The organism is Streptomyces sp. NPDC056373 (assembly GCF_042262425.1).
GTDB lineage: Bacteria > Actinomycetota > Actinomycetes > Streptomycetales > Streptomycetaceae > Streptomyces.
Genome location: NZ_JBHJPX010000011.1, coordinates 1 through 14,647 on the forward strand (window position 1 = coordinate 1; position 14,647 = coordinate 14,647).

At 72.0% G+C, this 14,647-nt stretch carries 14 protein-coding genes; 6 read left to right on the plus strand and 8 right to left on the minus strand.

Features of this window, described 5'->3' with window-relative positions:
- The 5 genes from ACFCXS_RS23475 to ACFCXS_RS23495 all read right to left on the minus strand — a co-directional run.
- A partial coding sequence (locus ACFCXS_RS23475; protein ID WP_376645294.1) for a transposase occupies positions 1-436 on the minus strand: 436 nt, incomplete at its 3' end.
- Between the two features lie 127 nt (positions 437-563).
- Positions 564-1,361 carry an amidohydrolase family protein gene (locus tag ACFCXS_RS23480; RefSeq protein ID WP_376645295.1) on the minus strand — a complete coding sequence of 266 codons (798 nt, stop codon included), beginning with the start codon at positions 1,359-1,361 and terminating at the stop codon, positions 564-566.
- Between the two features lie 88 nt (positions 1,362-1,449).
- Entirely contained in the window at positions 1,450-2,412 is a 963-nt protein-coding gene (gene pip, locus ACFCXS_RS23485; RefSeq protein ID WP_376645296.1) for a prolyl aminopeptidase, read from the minus strand.
- 75 nt (positions 2,413-2,487) lie between these two features.
- Entirely contained in the window at positions 2,488-3,117 is a 630-nt protein-coding gene (locus ACFCXS_RS23490) for an ankyrin repeat domain-containing protein (protein WP_376645576.1), read from the minus strand.
- A 149-nt stretch (positions 3,118-3,266) separates the two neighbouring features.
- The gene (locus tag ACFCXS_RS23495) at positions 3,267-3,617 is read right to left on the minus strand and encodes a winged helix-turn-helix transcriptional regulator (RefSeq protein WP_376645297.1); all 351 of its coding nucleotides are present in this window, start codon (positions 3,615-3,617) and stop codon (positions 3,267-3,269) included.
- Between the two features lie 115 nt (positions 3,618-3,732).
- Between ACFCXS_RS23495 and ACFCXS_RS23500 the strand changes: the two genes are divergently transcribed.
- Positions 3,733-4,659: an NAD(P)-dependent oxidoreductase gene (locus ACFCXS_RS23500; protein ID WP_376645298.1), complete on the plus strand. Its 927-nt coding sequence runs from the start codon at positions 3,733-3,735 to the stop codon at positions 4,657-4,659.
- Between the two features lie 3 nt (positions 4,660-4,662).
- Here ACFCXS_RS23500 and ACFCXS_RS23505 read toward each other — a convergent pair whose 3' ends face one another.
- On the minus strand, positions 4,663-5,553 hold the full coding sequence (locus ACFCXS_RS23505; protein WP_376645299.1) for a LysR family transcriptional regulator: 891 nt from the start codon (positions 5,551-5,553) through the stop codon (positions 4,663-4,665).
- A 99-nt stretch (positions 5,554-5,652) separates the two neighbouring features.
- On the opposite strand from ACFCXS_RS23505, the gene ACFCXS_RS23510 reads away from it, so the two are divergent.
- Entirely contained in the window at positions 5,653-6,018 is a 366-nt protein-coding gene (locus ACFCXS_RS23510) for a YybH family protein (protein ID WP_376645300.1), read from the plus strand.
- Positions 6,019-6,038: 20 nt separating this feature from the next.
- Here ACFCXS_RS23510 and ACFCXS_RS23515 read toward each other — a convergent pair whose 3' ends face one another.
- Positions 6,039-7,025: a LacI family DNA-binding transcriptional regulator gene (locus ACFCXS_RS23515; RefSeq protein ID WP_376645577.1), complete on the minus strand. Its 987-nt coding sequence runs from the start codon at positions 7,023-7,025 to the stop codon at positions 6,039-6,041.
- Between the two features lie 311 nt (positions 7,026-7,336).
- Here ACFCXS_RS23515 and ACFCXS_RS23520 point away from each other — a divergent pair, with 311 nt between their 5' ends.
- Entirely contained in the window at positions 7,337-9,391 is a 2,055-nt protein-coding gene (locus ACFCXS_RS23520) for an RICIN domain-containing protein (RefSeq protein ID WP_376645301.1), read from the plus strand.
- Positions 9,392-9,472: 81 nt separating this feature from the next.
- Here ACFCXS_RS23520 and ACFCXS_RS23525 read toward each other — a convergent pair whose 3' ends face one another.
- Positions 9,473-10,132, minus strand: a complete 660-nt coding sequence (locus ACFCXS_RS23525; protein WP_376645302.1) for a TetR/AcrR family transcriptional regulator — start codon at positions 10,130-10,132, stop codon at positions 9,473-9,475.
- A gap of 156 nt (positions 10,133-10,288) precedes the next feature.
- Here ACFCXS_RS23525 and ACFCXS_RS23530 point away from each other — a divergent pair, with 156 nt between their 5' ends.
- From ACFCXS_RS23530 to ACFCXS_RS23540, 3 genes are all read left to right on the plus strand, one after another.
- Positions 10,289-11,059, plus strand: a complete 771-nt coding sequence (locus ACFCXS_RS23530; protein WP_376645303.1) for an SDR family NAD(P)-dependent oxidoreductase — start codon at positions 10,289-10,291, stop codon at positions 11,057-11,059.
- Between the two features lie 90 nt (positions 11,060-11,149).
- Entirely contained in the window at positions 11,150-12,946 is a 1,797-nt protein-coding gene (locus ACFCXS_RS23535; RefSeq protein ID WP_376645304.1) for a flavin-containing monooxygenase, read from the plus strand.
- Positions 12,943-14,619, plus strand: coding sequence for an SMP-30/gluconolactonase/LRE family protein (locus tag ACFCXS_RS23540; RefSeq protein WP_376645305.1), 1,677 nt, complete (start codon positions 12,943-12,945; stop codon positions 14,617-14,619). Before ACFCXS_RS23535 ends, ACFCXS_RS23540 begins: the two co-directional genes overlap by 4 nt.
- Positions 14,620-14,647 lie beyond the last annotated feature (28 nt).

A 14,647-nucleotide genomic window follows, 5' to 3' on the forward strand; every position in this document is an offset into this window, starting at 1 on the left:
CGAGCGCGCAGATGATCGAGTACGGCCAGCCGGGGACGGGGATGTGCTGGTCCTTGCCCCGGCCGTAGGTGTGACACAGGATCCGCTCCGGTGAGGTGTGGGCGTCCGGCCGCAGCCAGCAAGTGATGTCGACGGCCAGGACCAGCCGGCCGTCGGCCGCCCGCGGCAGAGACACCGAGGCCAGAGCCTGCCGCATCCGGTCCGCGTCGACCCGGCCCTTTGAGACAGCGGCGTAGAGTCCTCCGTGCCCACGGCGGTGTTCGCCCACCAGCGACAGCTCGGCCAGGGATCTCACCGGCCCATCACCGCACAGAACCGCATCCGCCAGCTCGAACAGCGCATCCGAACGAGCGGTGAGACAGGAGTAGAACTCGCCCCGGAAGCGTGACAGTTCGGCTGGCGGCTCTCGCCGGACATCGCGATGCAGCAGACTCATCCTCACGGCCTTCGCGCTGGACGTGTGTGTTCCTTGGTCGGAGCACATGTTCAGACGAAGGCCGCTTCCGTGTACGGCGGACACCGAACCGAGTGATCAAGTACGACGCACCGTTCGACGGCGCACGTTAAAGCCCAAGATAGGGGATGTTGGGGAAGTCGGAGCCGAGCAGAACGCGGTCGCCGGCGTCGGCCAGCCGGGGCAGGACACGGCGTGGGAGCGGCGCGAGCGCCTCGGCGAAGTCGGTGAACGCCATCGTCGTGTCCAGCCGCACCTCCCCGTACCGCTCCGCGAGATCGAGGAAGTCCTCGTACTCGGGCATCCCCATGTGCGCGACGATCAGCCTCAGCCGCGGATGTTCCGCCAGCACCCGCGCGATGGGCCCGGGGCCGGTGTGCTTGCCGGGCGCGGGGCCGGAACCGCAGTGGATCACCACGGGGACACCGGCCTCGGCCAGCACTCCCCAGGCCGGCCGGAGCAGGTCGTCGGCCGGGTCGTACGCCCCCACCTGCACATGGGACTTGAAGACCCGCGCGCCCGCTTCGACGGCTTCCCGGACGTACGCCTCGACGCCCGGCTCGGGGAAGAGGGTGGCGGTGTGCAGGCAGTCGGGCGTGCGGTGTGCGAAGTCGGACGCCCAGTCGTTCAGCCAGCGCGCCATGCCGGGCTTGTGCGGGTAGAGCATCGAAGTGAAGGCCCGTACGCCGAACGCCCTGAGTATGGCCGCCCGTTCGGCCTCCGCTTCCCGGTAGGTGATCGGCCACTCCAGCCCGCCGGTGAGCGGCCCGAGCGCGTCGAAGTACTCCCAGACCTTGCGCAGGACCCGCTCGGGCATGAAGTGCGTGTGCACGTCGACGAGGCCGGGGAGCCCGAGCCGTCCCCAGAAGCGGCGGACGTCGTCGGACTCGGCAGCGTGATCGTTCATGGTGCCCAGCCTCCGGCGGGGCGGGGCGGTGGGCCAGTGCCGTGCGCGAGGGATCCGTGAGGGATCCGTCACGCCGCCGGCAGCCGGCTCAGGCCGACCGGAAACGGTCCGTGGCCGCCACGACGGCCGCCGTGGTGGAGGTCCCCGACAGGCCGTGCCCCTCGTCGCCGATCAGGACGAGCTCGGCGTCCGGCCACACCTGGGCCAGCCGCCACGCCACGTCGACGGGACTGCTGATGTCCATCCGGCCGTGGATCATCACGCCCGGGATGCCGGCCAGTTTCCCGGCGTCGCGCAGCAGTTCGCCGTCCTCCAGGAAGGCGGCGTGCCGCCAGTAGTGCGTGACGAGGCGGGCGAAGCGCATGCGGAAGAGCGGGTCGTCGTAGCGGGGGTCGGGCCGGTGCCCGGGCGCGGTGGAGACGTGCACGTCCTCCCACCGGCACCACTCCCGCGCGGCCCGCTCCCGCACGGCAGGGTCGGGGTCGGCGAGCATCCGGGCATAGGCGTCGGCCAGATTCCCCTCGCGCTCCGCTTCCGGTACGGCGTCCCGGAAGCGGGCCCACTCCTCGGGGAAGATCCGGCCCATGTCCCGGGTGACCCACTCCACCTCGCGGTGCGTGGTGCTGGTGACGCTGAAGAGGACCAGCTCGGACACGGCCCCGGGATGCCGCTCCGCATAGGCCAGTGCGAGGGTCACGCCCCAGGAGCCGCCGAGTACCAGCCACTCCTCGATGCCGAGGTGCCGCCGCAACCGCTCGACGTCGGCGATCAGATGCTGGGTGGTGTTGGCGGCGAGCGAGGTCAGCGGATCAGCCGCGTCGGGCGTGCTCCGCCCGCACCCGCGCTGGTCGAGGAGCACGATCCGGTACGCGGCCGGGTCGAACAGCCGGCGCCAGAACGGCCCTGCCCCGGACCCCGGCCCGCCGTGCAGTACGACGGCGGGCTTGCCCGCGGGGTTCCCGCAGACCTCCCAGTACACGCGGTTGCCGTCCCCGACGTCGAGCATGCCGTGCGCGTACGGCTCGATACCGGCGGGATAGAGCTCGGTCATGCCGGATGTCCCCTCTCACCTTCGGGTGGCGTCGCGTGACGGAAAGCCCGCTCTCGCGCGGTGCGATGCCCTCGACTACTCGATCTTGTCCCAGCCCTCGGGCGTCACCTTGTAGTGGTTCCCGTCGTCGGCGTCCATCCGTGAACTGGCGTGCACGTGCACGTAGTCACGCTCGAGGTGGTACCGGAAGCCGCCCATCATGCCGACCACCGTGAACACGACCTTCACCGTGGGCCCCTCCGTGAGGGGAGCGAGCGGCGGCAGCAAGTGCTCGACCTCCTCGAAGCACCGGCCGGTCGTCCGCCGCATCAGCGTGTGGACCTGCTGCTCCAGGGCGTCCGCCGGAGAGGGCAGGGGCCGCACCGTGACCGGTTCGAGGAGCTCCAGCAGGTGCGTGTGCCCCCGCTCCCGGGCGATGTCGACGGGGCGGCGGCCGTCCCGAGTGCGCTGGGTGCGCCACGCGCCGTGTGCGATCAGTCGGGACACCACGGCGAAGTCGGCGCCGTGCCAGGCGGCCTGATGCAGCGGGGAGAAGCCGCTGCGGTTGCCGGGCCGGGGCAGGTTGACCCACTCCGGCCACTCTCCCAGCGTCTCGAAGAGCCGCTCCCAGTCGGCGTCCCGTGCCATGTCCGAGAACCCGTCCCGCCGGTCCAGGTACCACTGGTTGAACCGCGCGCGGTCGGTGAGGCCGTCCCACTCAAGCATCCTGATCACCCCATCACGCTAACCGAGCCGGATCCCCGGGCCTGCGGAGTACCCACCTTTTTGTGGGGACTTGGCAGCGAGCGGACGCCGGGCGAACCTGGTGGTGCCGGTGAGGCCAGGACGCGGAAGGGACGGAGGTGGCACCCGCGTCAGGAGGCCGGCCGGGCGGCCTCGGCCAGCTTCTCCAGGCGACGGTGGCCCCAGTCGGACAACGGTGCCAGTGTCTCGGAGAGTTCGCGACCGGACGCGGTGAGGGAGTAGACCGTCTTCGGCGGCAGCACGTCGTACACCTCACGGTGCACCAGTCCGTCCGCCGCCATCTCCCGCAAGGCCTCCGTCAGCACCTTCTCGGAGAGGCCCGGCAGTCGCCGGCGCAGTTCCGCCGGGCGGTGCGGGCCCGATTCCAGCAGCCAGAGCAGAGCCGTCTTCCATTTGCCGTCGATCACGGCGATCGCGGCGGTCACTCCGCAGACGTTCGGATCCTGGCGCCGACGCGTCACCGTCGCCCCCCTTTGTCATCAAGTGCGTTCTACCTCAGGAGAGTTCAGCATGCCTTACCCCAGCGCTGCACCGACCCCGGCACATTCCGCCCGGCCGCCGGCTGATCGCCCGGCCATGGCGGTGACCGTCCTCGGCCTCGGCCCGATGGGCCGGGCCCTGGCCGGTGCGTTCGCCGACGCGGGCCTGCGCACCACCGTCTGGAACCGTACGCCGGGCCGCGACCGAGAGCTCCTCGAGCGCGGTGCGGTGGGCGCGGCGTCGGCGGCCGAAGCGGTGGCGGCGAGCGAGGTGATCGTCGTCTGCGTGGTGAACTACGACGCCGCCGACGCCGTGTTGCGCCGGGACGAGGTCGAAGCCGCCCTCAAGGGGCGTACGGTCGTGAATCTGACCGCCGACACCCCCGCCCGGGCCCGCGACACCGCCGCCTGGGCCGCCGCGCACGGCGTCCGTTACCTGGACGGCGCGATCATGACCCCGGTGACCACCATCGGCACGCCCGAGGCGGTTGTCCTGCACAGCGGACCCGAGGACCTCTACCGCGAACTCGTCCCGGTCCGGGAAGCGCTGGGAGGCACCCATACCCATCTCGGCGAGGAGCCGGGCCGGGCCGCGGCCTATGACATCGCCCTGCTCGACATCTTCTGGACGGCCATGGCCGGCTTTGCGCACGCCGTGGCGGTGGCCAGGGCCGAGGGCATCACCGCGAGGGAACTGGCGCCCTTCGCCCAGGGCATCGGCGCGATCCTCCCGCCGTTATTCGCCCAGACCGCCACGGACGCCGACGACGGCTCCTACTCCGGCGAGGGCAACCCGCTCACCTCGGCCGTGTCGTCCATGTCCCACATCGTCCACGTCTCCGAGTCGCACGGCATCGACGCCGGTGTCATGCGCGCAGCCGAGGGCATGGCCCGCCGTGCCGTCGGGCTCGGGCACGGGCAGGACGGTTTCCTCCGCGTCGCGGAGGTCATCGGACGCACACGGGCATCGGCCGCGCACCACAAGCAGGAGATTCCGGTCGGCCTCCTGGACCGGCACTCCTGACCGCTACGCGGGGCGTGCGGGCAGACCGAACGCCCGCACGCACCGCTCGAGCATCTCGCGGACCGCGGGACCGCGCCCGTTCCGCCAGACCAGAGCGAGCAGGGCGGGTGTCTCCAGGTCGTCCACGGTGCGGACGACGAGCCGGTCCCGGTGCCCCGCGGCCATCGACTCGCTGAGGACGCCGACGCCCAGCCCCCGCGCAGCGAGGTCCGCGACGGCGTCCGCGGCGCCGGCCTGCAGGGCGATCCGGGGTCGAAGATCCCGCGCGGCGCAGGCTCCGTCGAAGACCGCCCGCAGGCCGGTGCCCGGGGGCATGCACACGATCGGATGGTCGACGACGTCCCGCAGCGTGAGCCGCCGCCGCGCCGCCAGGGCATGGCTCTCCGGCACCACCACGACGAGCCGCTCACTGATGACCGTCAGCGACTCGAGACCCTCCGGGGCGGCAGCCGTCCCGACCAGGGCAACATCGAGCGTGCCGAGGCGCACCGCTTCGACGAGCCGGTCGGAGTTGTCCTCCAGCAGGGAGATCTCCACCCCCGGATGCGCGCGGTGGAACGCGGAGAGCGCCTCGAACAGGGGCGTGATGGTGCAGCCGATGACCATGCCGACCGCGAGCCGGCCCCGGATCAGGCCGGTCACCTCGTCCACCGCCTGCCTGACCGCCGCGGCCGCGGCGAGCGCGGCACGGGCGTGGTCGAGTGCTGCCTGCCCCGCGGCGGTCAGCGTCGCGGTGCGGGCCGACCGGTCGAAGAGCTCGACCCCGAACTCACGCTCCAACTGGCGGATCTGGGCGCTGACTCCGGACTGGCTGATGTGCACCCGCTCGGCGGCCCGCGTGAAGTTCCGTTCCTCGGCGACCGCGACGAAGTACTCCAGCTGCCTCAGTTCCATGACTGGCAATTCTAGTTGCCATCGGATCCATCTGTTGGACTTCTGATCGCTGCCCGAAGACGCTGGAGGGACCGAGGCACCCCGACACCAGGAGGACCCGTGCCGGAGTACGAGAAGGCCATGCGCCCCGAGGACATCACCCGCCTGTTCGTCGAGCGGTCCAACGCCGGTGACGCGGCCGGAGTGGCCGCGCTCTACGAGGTGGACGCGGTGCTGGCCTACCCGCCCGGCCGACGGACGGTAGGGCGGGAAGCGATCCGCGCACTGTGGGAGAAGGTGCTGGCCAGCCGTCCTGTCTTCGAGCCGGAAGAGCCGCTGCCGACGCTGGTCAGCGGCGACCTCGCCCTGACGTCGACCCCGCCGAAGGACGGGACGGGCGCCCGCGCGCAGGTGGTCCGGCGCCAGCCCGACGGAAGCTGGCTGCGGATCCTCGACCAGCCCGAGTTCACCCCGCCCACCGGCTGACGCCCGGCGGTGCCGACGCCTCACCCCCGCCGGGTCCCCGTACTCTCCCGCCGCACCAACCGCGTGGGCACCAACGTCGTGCCGTGTTCCGCCGCGCCCTCCCGCATCTTGCTGAGCACCCCCTCCACACACAGCCGCCCCACCTCCGCGAAGTCCTGGTGGATCGTGGTCAGGGGCGGGAGGAAGGACGCCGACTCGGGGATGTCGTCGAAGCCGATGACGCTGACGTCCTCGGGGACGCGGCGGCCGCGTTCGTGCAGGGCGCGGAGCAGGCCCAGGGCCATCTGGTCGTTGGCGGCAAACACCGCCGTGCAGTCCGGCTCGTCGGCCAGTCGCAGACCGGCCCGGTAGCCGGACTCGGCCGACCAGTCGCCGCGGACCAGGGGTGGCGTCACCCGGCCCGCGGCCGTCAGCGTGTCGCGCCAGGCGTTGGCGCGGCGCTGGGCCGCGAAGGAGCCCTCCGGGCCGGCCAGGTGCCACACCGTGTCGTGGCCGAGGTCCAGCAGGTGCCGTACGGCGTCCCGGGCACCGCCCGCCTGGTCGGTGTCGACGACGGTGTAGCGGTCGCCGGCGTCGGAATCGGCCACCACGACCTGCACACCCGGCGGCAGGGACACCGTCGCCGCGTCGAGCAGGTGGATCTCCATGATGACGATGACGGCGTCCACGGCGAGTTCGCCCAGCCGGGAGAAGGCGCCGTTCACCTCGTCCTGGGTGGGGACGGCCACCGGCAGCAGGGTCACGGCGTAACCGTGCTCGGCGGCGGAGGTGGCGATGGCCTCCAGGGTGCGGATGTTGCCCATGGTGGAGAGCGAGAAGGTGATCACGCCGAGCGTGCGGAACTCGCCCCGGCGCAGCGCCCTCGCCGCGCTGTTGGGCCGGTAGCCGAGCTCCCGCATGGCGGCCAGGACCTGCGCGCGGGTGTCCTCGGTGACGCCCGGGAAGCCGTTCGAGACGCGCGAGACCGTCTGGGAGGAGACCCCGGCGAGCTGGGCGACGTCGGCCATGGAGGCGCCCTGGCGGGGGCGGGCCGCACGCCTTCTCGTACGGCTCGTGCCGCCCGGCTCGCTCTCGCCGTTCACCGTGCCCACGTGCCCCTCGCTTCCCTCGCGGCGCACCGGGCGCGGATTTCGGTCCGGAACGAGTCCTTGACCCCTGAGATTCGGACAGTGTAGACATCCCGCCAGTGGATGTTTACGTAAACATTGCCTAGTCCACATCGTACGAAAAGGCACCGAATCCGCATCAGTCGTACTACGCAGGCCCCGATCTCTGCGCCCGCCGGGACGCGGCACGCAGAAGAGCTGGAGTACTCGAGATGGCACACCGCACCCGTAAGAGAAGGCTCCTCGGGGCCATCGGCGTCACCGCCGTGGCGACCGGAACCCTCCTGGCCACGACGACCCTGCCCGCCGCGCACGCCGAGCCCGCCCAGGCCGCGGCCGCCGGCGTCACCGTCCGGCCCGACCCCTCCTACGCGGGGGACAGCTTCGAGGGCTGGGGCACCAGCCTGGTCTGGTTCGCCAACGCCACCGGCGACTACCCCCCCGCGGTCCGCGAGAAGCTCTACAAGCTCCTCTTCGGCGACGACGGCCTCAACCTGAACATCGCCCGCTACAACATCGGCGGCGGCAACGCCCCGGACGTCAAGGACTACCTGCGGGCCGGCGGCGCGGTCGAGGGCTGGTGGAAGGCCCCGGCGGGCACCACCCGCGAGGACGTCGACTGGTGGGACGCCGACGACTCCGGGGACTGGAACAAGAACGCCGACAAGACCCAGCGCTGGTGGGTCGACCGCATCAAGAAGGACATCACCCACTGGGAGACCTTCAGCAACTCCCCGCCCTGGTTCATGACCGAGAGCGGCTACGTCTCCGGCAACTTCGACGCCGGCAAGGACCAGCTGAAGCCCGAATCGGTCGACGACTTCGCCAAGTACCTGGTCGGGGCGACCGAACGCCTGGAGAAGGCGCACGGCATCAAGGTCGACACGCTCGACCCCTTCAACGAGCCGAACACGAACTACTGGGGCACCAAGCTCGGCCCCGACGGCGAGCCGACCGGCGGCCGCCAGGAGGGCGCGCACATCGGCCCCGAGCTCCAGCAGAAGGTGATCCGCGCCCTGGCCCCGGTCCTGGAGAAGTCCCGTTCGCACGCGGAGATATCCGCGATGGACGAGACGAACCCGGGCACGTTCGCGACGAACTGGACCTCCTACCCGCAGGAGGTGCGCGACCTCGTCGGCCAGATGAACGTCCACACCTACGGCACCGGCCAGCGCACCACCGTCCGCGACCTGGCCAAGGCCGCCGACAAGCCGCTGTGGATGAGCGAGGTCGAGGGCGACTGGGGCGACGGGCAGAGCTTCACGGACATGCGGCCCGGCCTGGGCCTGGCCCAGCGCATGGTGGACGACCTGCGTGAACTGGAGCCCAAGGCCTGGGTGTTCTGGCAGCCCGTCGAGGACTACGACAACATGAAGCCGGGCGGCGAGTCCGCCAAGGGCGGCAACTGGGGCGAGATCCAGCTCCCGTTCAGCTGCACCTCGAAGGACACCCTGAAGTCCTGCCCGGTCTACACGAACACGAAGTTCGACACGGCCCGCAACTTCACGCACTTCATCAAGCCCGGCGACCGGCTGATCAAGACGAACGACACGTCGAGCACGGCGGCGATCTCCCGCAAGGGCGACGCGGCGACCGTCGTCCACGTCAACAGCGCCACCGAGGCGCGCGAGGTCACGCTCGACCTGTCGAAGTTCGGCCGGGTCTCCTCCCGCGCCACGGTCACCCCGGTGGTGACCAGCGCCGACGGCAAGCTGGACAAGCAGAAGGCCGTCCGGGTCTCCGGCAAGCAGGCCACGCTCACCGTGCCCGCGCAGTCGGTGACGTCCTTCCTCGTCAAGGGCGTCTCCGGTGTCGCGAAGGGCGCCGCCGAGCTGCGCAAGGGCCACACATACCGCCTCACCGGCGTCCAGAGCGGCAAGGACCTCACGATCGCCGGCAACGGCACGGGCCTGGTCATCCAGGGCGCGAACGCGACCGACCCCAGTGGTCAGCAGTGGCGGGTCGAGCAGGTCCGCGGCTCGGACAACCGCAAGCGGTACGTCCTGACGGAGACGGCTTCCGGCAAGCGCCTGGCCGTCCGTGACGGCGCCCTGGTCGCCGAGCCGGACGAGGGCCGCCGCGACAGGGCCGCCGAGTGGATCATGTCCACGACCGGCGACGGCACCTGGACCCTCGTCAACGCCGCGACCGGTCAACTCCCGGACGTCTCGGGCCAGTCCACCAGTGACGGTGCCTCCGTCGGCGTGTGGCAGCCCAACTCCGGTTCCAACCAGCGCTGGAAGGTGACGGACGTGACGAGCGGCTGACCTCTCCGCGCGTCCCGCCGAGACGCCCCCGTGCGCCGTCGCCCCGTGCGACGGCGGGCGGGGGCGTTGCGCGTCGGGCCTTCAGTGTCCGGCGTGGTGGCCGGTCACGGCCGCTGCCGGGGGATCCGGCTCGATGACGTGGGCGGCCATGCGCAGTACGCCGGTGACGGTCTCGGCCAAGGAGGAGCCGTCCCCCGGGCCTGAGCGCAGGGCCCAGTCCTCCACGGCGACGCGCAGCGCGGTGTTGAGCATGCCCGCCTCCATCCGTACGGCGAGGTCGCCGGCGGGCCGGCCCGTGCGGTCGGCGATCAGGGCGGCGAACGTCGCCTCGGCGTCGTAGTGCGCCTCCAGCCAGACGGCACGCAGCCCCGGCTCGTCCCGGCAGAGCCGGACGAGGTCGCGCAGTGACTCCGCGCGCGGCCCGGTGCCGTCGTCGCGCGGGAGGCTCGCGATCGCCTCGGCGAGCGGGCACTGGCCCCGCCAGTCCCGCAGATGCTCCGTGAGCATCTCCAGGCCTGTGGTGAGCAGCGGCCGGACGCACTCCTCCTTCGACCGGAAGTACCGCCACAGCGTGCGGGTGGACACGCCCGCCGCGGCGGCGATGTCCTCCGCGGTGGTCGCCGTCACGCCCGCGGCGACGAAGAGCCGGACCGCCTCCTCGGCGATCTCCATCCGGGTCTCGGCGCGCCGCCGCTCCGTCAGCGGTGGCCGCCCCGTGGAACCTCCGGCCCGTCCGGCCATGCGCCCTCCTCGACTCACTGCGCCCCCTCCATTTTATGTCACGGCATGTCTTGACGGCCCATCCTGACTTCTTGGCATCAGAAGACTTTCTGTCACACCGAGACAGAAACCAGTACTCTGCCTGAGCCGGCCGCGCGACGAGCAGGAGGAAAGCCCATGGGTGCCACGGGTCTGTCAGGCAAGAGCGTCATCGTCACCGGAGCCGCCTCCGGCATCGGCAGGGCCGCGGCCCTGCGCTTCGCCGCCGAGGGAGCGAGGGTCGTGGTCGCCGATCTGAACGCCGAGGGGGCCGAGAGCGTCGTCGCCGCCATCGGGTCCGCGGGCGGCGAGGCCGTCGCCGTCACGGGCGACCTGAGCGACAGGGCGGTGGCCGACGAGGTCGTGGCCACCGCGGTCGGCACCTTCGGCGGCATCGACGTCCTGGTCAACAACGCGGGCGTGATGGACAGCATGTCCGCAGCGGCCGACGTCACCGACGCCGAGTGGGAGCGGGTCCTGCGGATCAACCTCACGGCACCGTTCCTGCTGACGCGGGCCGCCCTGCCGCACATGATCGCGGCGGGTGGCGGTGCCGTCGTCACCACCGCGTCCGAGGCGTCGCTGCGCGGCAGCGCGGCCGGGACGGCGTACACGGTCTCCAAGCACGGAGTCCTCGGGCTGACCCGCTCCCTCGCGGTGATGTACCGGGACCAGGGCATCCGCGCCAACGCGATAGCCCCCGGCGGCACGGCCACCGACATCATCGCCGGCGTCCGCATCGACGGGGAGGCGCACGGCCCCGCCGTCCTCGGCCGCCACGTCGTCAGCATGGGCCGGATCTGCGAGCCGGAGGAACAGGCCGCCGCCATCGTCTACCTCGCCTCCGACGCGGCGAGCGGCGTCAACGGTGTCGTCCTGCCGGTGGACGACGCCTGGGCAGCGGTCTGACCGGCCCCCCCCTGCCTCCGGCCCTCCCGGCCCCCCCCGGGTCCCCGGCCCTGTCCCCGTGACCTTCCCGAGCCGTACGAGAGGACACGCATGTCCACCCCCCACGTCATGCCCGACTTCGACCCGGACGCCCTGCGCGAGCGGTACCGCGCCGAGCGCGACCGGCGGATCCGCCCGGACGGCAACCGTCAGTACCGGCGTACGACCGGCGAGTTCGGCCACTTCGACGAGGACCCGCACGCCGAACCCGGCTTCACCCGGGAGCCCCTCCACGACCACGTCGAGGTGGTGGTCGTCGGCGGCGGGTTCGGCGGCCTGCTCACCGGTGCCCGGCTGCGCCAGGCGGGCCTGGAGAACGTCCGGATCATCGAGAAGGGCGCCGACTTCGGCGGCACCTGGTACTGGAACCGGTACCCGGGGATCCACTGCGACATCGAGTCGTACGTCTACCTGCCGCTGCTCGAGGAGCTCGGCTACGTCCCGAAGTGGAAGTACGCCCCGGGCGAGGAGATCCGGCAGCACGCCCGGGCCGTCGCGCGGCACTTCGACCTCTACCGCGACGCCTGCCTGCGCACGCAGGTGACCGAACTGCGCTGGGACGAGGACGAGTCGGCCTGGACCGTCACGACCGACCGGGGCGACCGGATGACCGCACGGCACGTCGTCGTCGCCACCGGACTGCTCAGCCAGCCCAAACTGCCCGGGATCGAAGGCATCGAGACCTTCGAGGGGCACATGTTCCACACCAGCCGCTGGGACTACGACTACACCGGCGGCGACGCGAACGGCGGCCTGACGAAGCTCGCCGGCCGGCGCGTGGCCCTCATCGGCACCGGCGCCACGGCCATCCAGGTCGTCCCCCATCTCGGCCGGGACGCACAGCACCTGTACGTCTTCCAGCGCACTCCCTCCTCCGTGGACGTGCGCGGCCAGCAGCCCACGGACCCGGAGTGGGCCGGCTCGCTCACCCCCGGCTGGGCGCGGCACCGCAGGGACAACTTCCTCGCCGTCGTCACCGGCGCCGGGAGCGAGGAGGACCTGGTGGCCGACGGCTGGACCAGCAGCGCCCGCCTCCAGCAGAAGCTCGTCCCGACCCGCCACTTCTCCGGCCTCACCCCCGAGGAGCGCGAACGCCTGGAGGAGATCGCAGACTTCCAGAAGATGAACGAGCTGCGCGCCCGGGTCGACGCGGTCGTCGAGAACCCGGAGACGGCGGAGAAGCTCAAGCCCTGGTACCGCTACATGTGCAAACGGCCCACCTTCAGCGACCAGTACCTCCAGACCTTCAACCGGCCGAACGTCACCCTCGTCGACACGGCCGACCACGGCGGAGTGGAGCGCATCACCGAACATGCCGTCGTGGTGGGCGGGGTGGAGTACGAGGTCGACTGCGTCGTCTTCGGCACCGGTTTCGAGGTCGGCGTCTCCGGGCTGCTGTCCGGGCGGCTCCCCGCGTACGGCAGGGACGGCGTGGCCCTGCTCGACGCCTGGCGGGCGACCGGCCCGAGGACCCTGCACGGCTTCTACAGCCGGGGCTTCCCCAACCTGTTCATGCTCGGCTCGGTGCAGAGCGCCGCCTCCGTGAACTACGTCCACGTGCTGGACGAACAGGCCGGCCATGTCGCCGAGGTGATCGCGGAGGCGCACCGGCGCGGGACCCGGACCGTGGAGCCGTCGGCCGCGGCCGAGGACGCCTGGGTGGCCACGATCCGCGAGAAGTCGGCCGACCTGTACGCGTTCCAGTCCGAGTGCACCCCCGGCTACTACAACGCCGAGGGCAAGCCGAGGCCCCGTGGCGAGTCGTACGGCGACGGCCCGGTCGCGTTCCACGAGCTGATCCGGCGCTGGCGGGCGGAGGGCGGCATGGACGAGGTGCTGGGATCGTGACGGAGCGTGCGAGCGGCTACGGCGAGCCCCGTACCGGCCGGCGGGTCCAGCGCCTCAACCCGCCCAATCCGCTGTGGGGTTCCAACGGCGTCGCGTTCGGCCCCGACGGGCGGCTGTACGTCGCGCAGTTCCTCGCCGGGCAGATCAGCGCCGTGGACCCGGCCACCGGGGATCTGGAGGTCGTCGTCCCGGTCGACGGCCCGGTGCAGTCCCCCGACGACCTGGCCTTCGGGGCGGACGGCTCGATGTACATCGCCGACCTGGTCCCCGGCAGGGTGTGGCGGCGAAGCCCCGAGGGCACGTACACGCTGGTCTCCGAGGAGGTGAAGGTGCCCAACGGCATCACCTGTGTCGGGGACCGGCTGTTCGTCAACGAGATGAGGATGAACGGCCGGCTGCTGGAGCTCTTCCCCGAGGGCGGCGACCCGGTCGTCCTCACCGACGGGCTGGCCCTCGGCAACGCGATGCAACTGGGCCCGGACGGCTGCCTCTACTACCCGCACATGATCAGCGGGGAGGTCTGGCGCATACCCCCCGACGGCGGGGTGCCGGAGGCGGTCGCCCAGGACGTGCACGACCCCGTCGCGGTCCGCTTCGACCGGGGCGGCGTGCTGCACGTCCTGTCGCGCGGCCCCGAGGGCATCGTCACCCGCCTCGACCTGCACGGCACGGGCTCCCGCTCCCTCGTCACAAGCGGGGTGACGGGCCTGGACAACGCCGCGTTCGACGCGGAGAACCGCATGTTCGTGTCCAGCTTCGCCGGCGGCGGCATCACGGAACTGCACCCCGACGGCCGCACCCGCTCCGTCGTCCCGCGCGGCCTGGACGGCCCCTACGGCGTGACGGTCGGCACGGGCGGCACGGTGTACGCGGCGGACCACTACCGGCTCGCCCGCCCCGAGGAGCCCGACCCCGTCGGATCGGGCGACGTGACCACGGAGATCCTGCAGCCCTTCTTCCACGGCATCACCGCCGACGGCGACCTGCTGCACACCACGTCGCAGTACGGCACCGTCCAGACCTACGACCCCGCCACCGGCACCAGCCGCGTCCGGGCGGCCGGCCTGGACCAGCCCCTGGGGATCGCGGTCAGTCCCGACGGCACCCTGGTGGTGGCCGAGACGGGCGCCGGCCGTGTCCTGGCCGTCGACGCGACCGACGCGATCACCGTCCTCGCCGAGGGCCTCGGCCACCCCGTGGACGTGACGTTCGACGCGGACGGGCGTTGCTACGTCAGTGACGACCGGCGAGGGGCGGTCCTGCGTCTCGACGACGGCGAGGCGGTACCGGTCGCCGAGGATCTCGGCGCTCCCCAGGGCCTCACCGCCCACGGCGACGCCCTGTACACCGTCGACACCGCACACCGCCGCCTCTGGTCGATCTCCCTCGGCACGGGCGTCACCCGCGTCGAGGCCGAAGGGCTGGCGGTGGGTGTCCCGCCGGGCACCGCACCCCGACCGGCACCGTCCCTCTTCGCGCACGGCCTCCCCGGCCTGGCCCCCCGGTTCGCGGGCCTCACCGCGGCGCCGGACGGCTCCCTGCTGCTGTCGTCGAACGGGGAGGGGACGGTGGTACGGCTGTCACCGGCGGGCGATGACACCTGTGAACCGCCGCCCAAGGCCGGGCGGGCGGTGACATCTACGAACCGCTGGCCGGGGCCGGGCGGGCGGTGACGCCCGGACATCACTGCCAGGGGCCGGG

What these genes read in the sequence shown, in the direction of transcription:
- ACFCXS_RS23480 (WP_376645295.1), bottom strand. Translation starts at nt 1,361, where the DNA reads ATGAACGATCACGCTGCCGAGTCCGACGACGTCCGCCGCTTCTGGGGA.
- pip (WP_376645296.1), bottom strand. Translation starts at nt 2,412, where the DNA reads ATGACCGAGCTCTATCCCGCCGGTATCGAGCCGTACGCGCACGGCATG.
- ACFCXS_RS23490 (WP_376645576.1), bottom strand. Translation starts at nt 3,117, where the DNA reads ATGCTTGAGTGGGACGGCCTCACCGACCGCGCGCGGTTCAACCAGTGG.
- ACFCXS_RS23500 (WP_376645298.1), top strand. Translation starts at nt 3,733, where the DNA reads ATGGCGGTGACCGTCCTCGGCCTCGGCCCGATGGGCCGGGCCCTGGCC.
- ACFCXS_RS23505 (WP_376645299.1), bottom strand. Translation starts at nt 5,553, where the DNA reads ATGGAACTGAGGCAGCTGGAGTACTTCGTCGCGGTCGCCGAGGAACGG.
- ACFCXS_RS23515 (WP_376645577.1), bottom strand. Translation starts at nt 7,025, where the DNA reads ATGGCCGACGTCGCCCAGCTCGCCGGGGTCTCCTCCCAGACGGTCTCG.
- ACFCXS_RS23520 (WP_376645301.1), top strand. Translation starts at nt 7,337, where the DNA reads ATGGCACACCGCACCCGTAAGAGAAGGCTCCTCGGGGCCATCGGCGTC.
- ACFCXS_RS23525 (WP_376645302.1), bottom strand. Translation starts at nt 10,132, where the DNA reads ATGGCCGGACGGGCCGGAGGTTCCACGGGGCGGCCACCGCTGACGGAG.
- ACFCXS_RS23530 (WP_376645303.1), top strand. Translation starts at nt 10,289, where the DNA reads ATGGGTGCCACGGGTCTGTCAGGCAAGAGCGTCATCGTCACCGGAGCC.
- ACFCXS_RS23535 (WP_376645304.1), top strand. Translation starts at nt 11,150, where the DNA reads ATGTCCACCCCCCACGTCATGCCCGACTTCGACCCGGACGCCCTGCGC.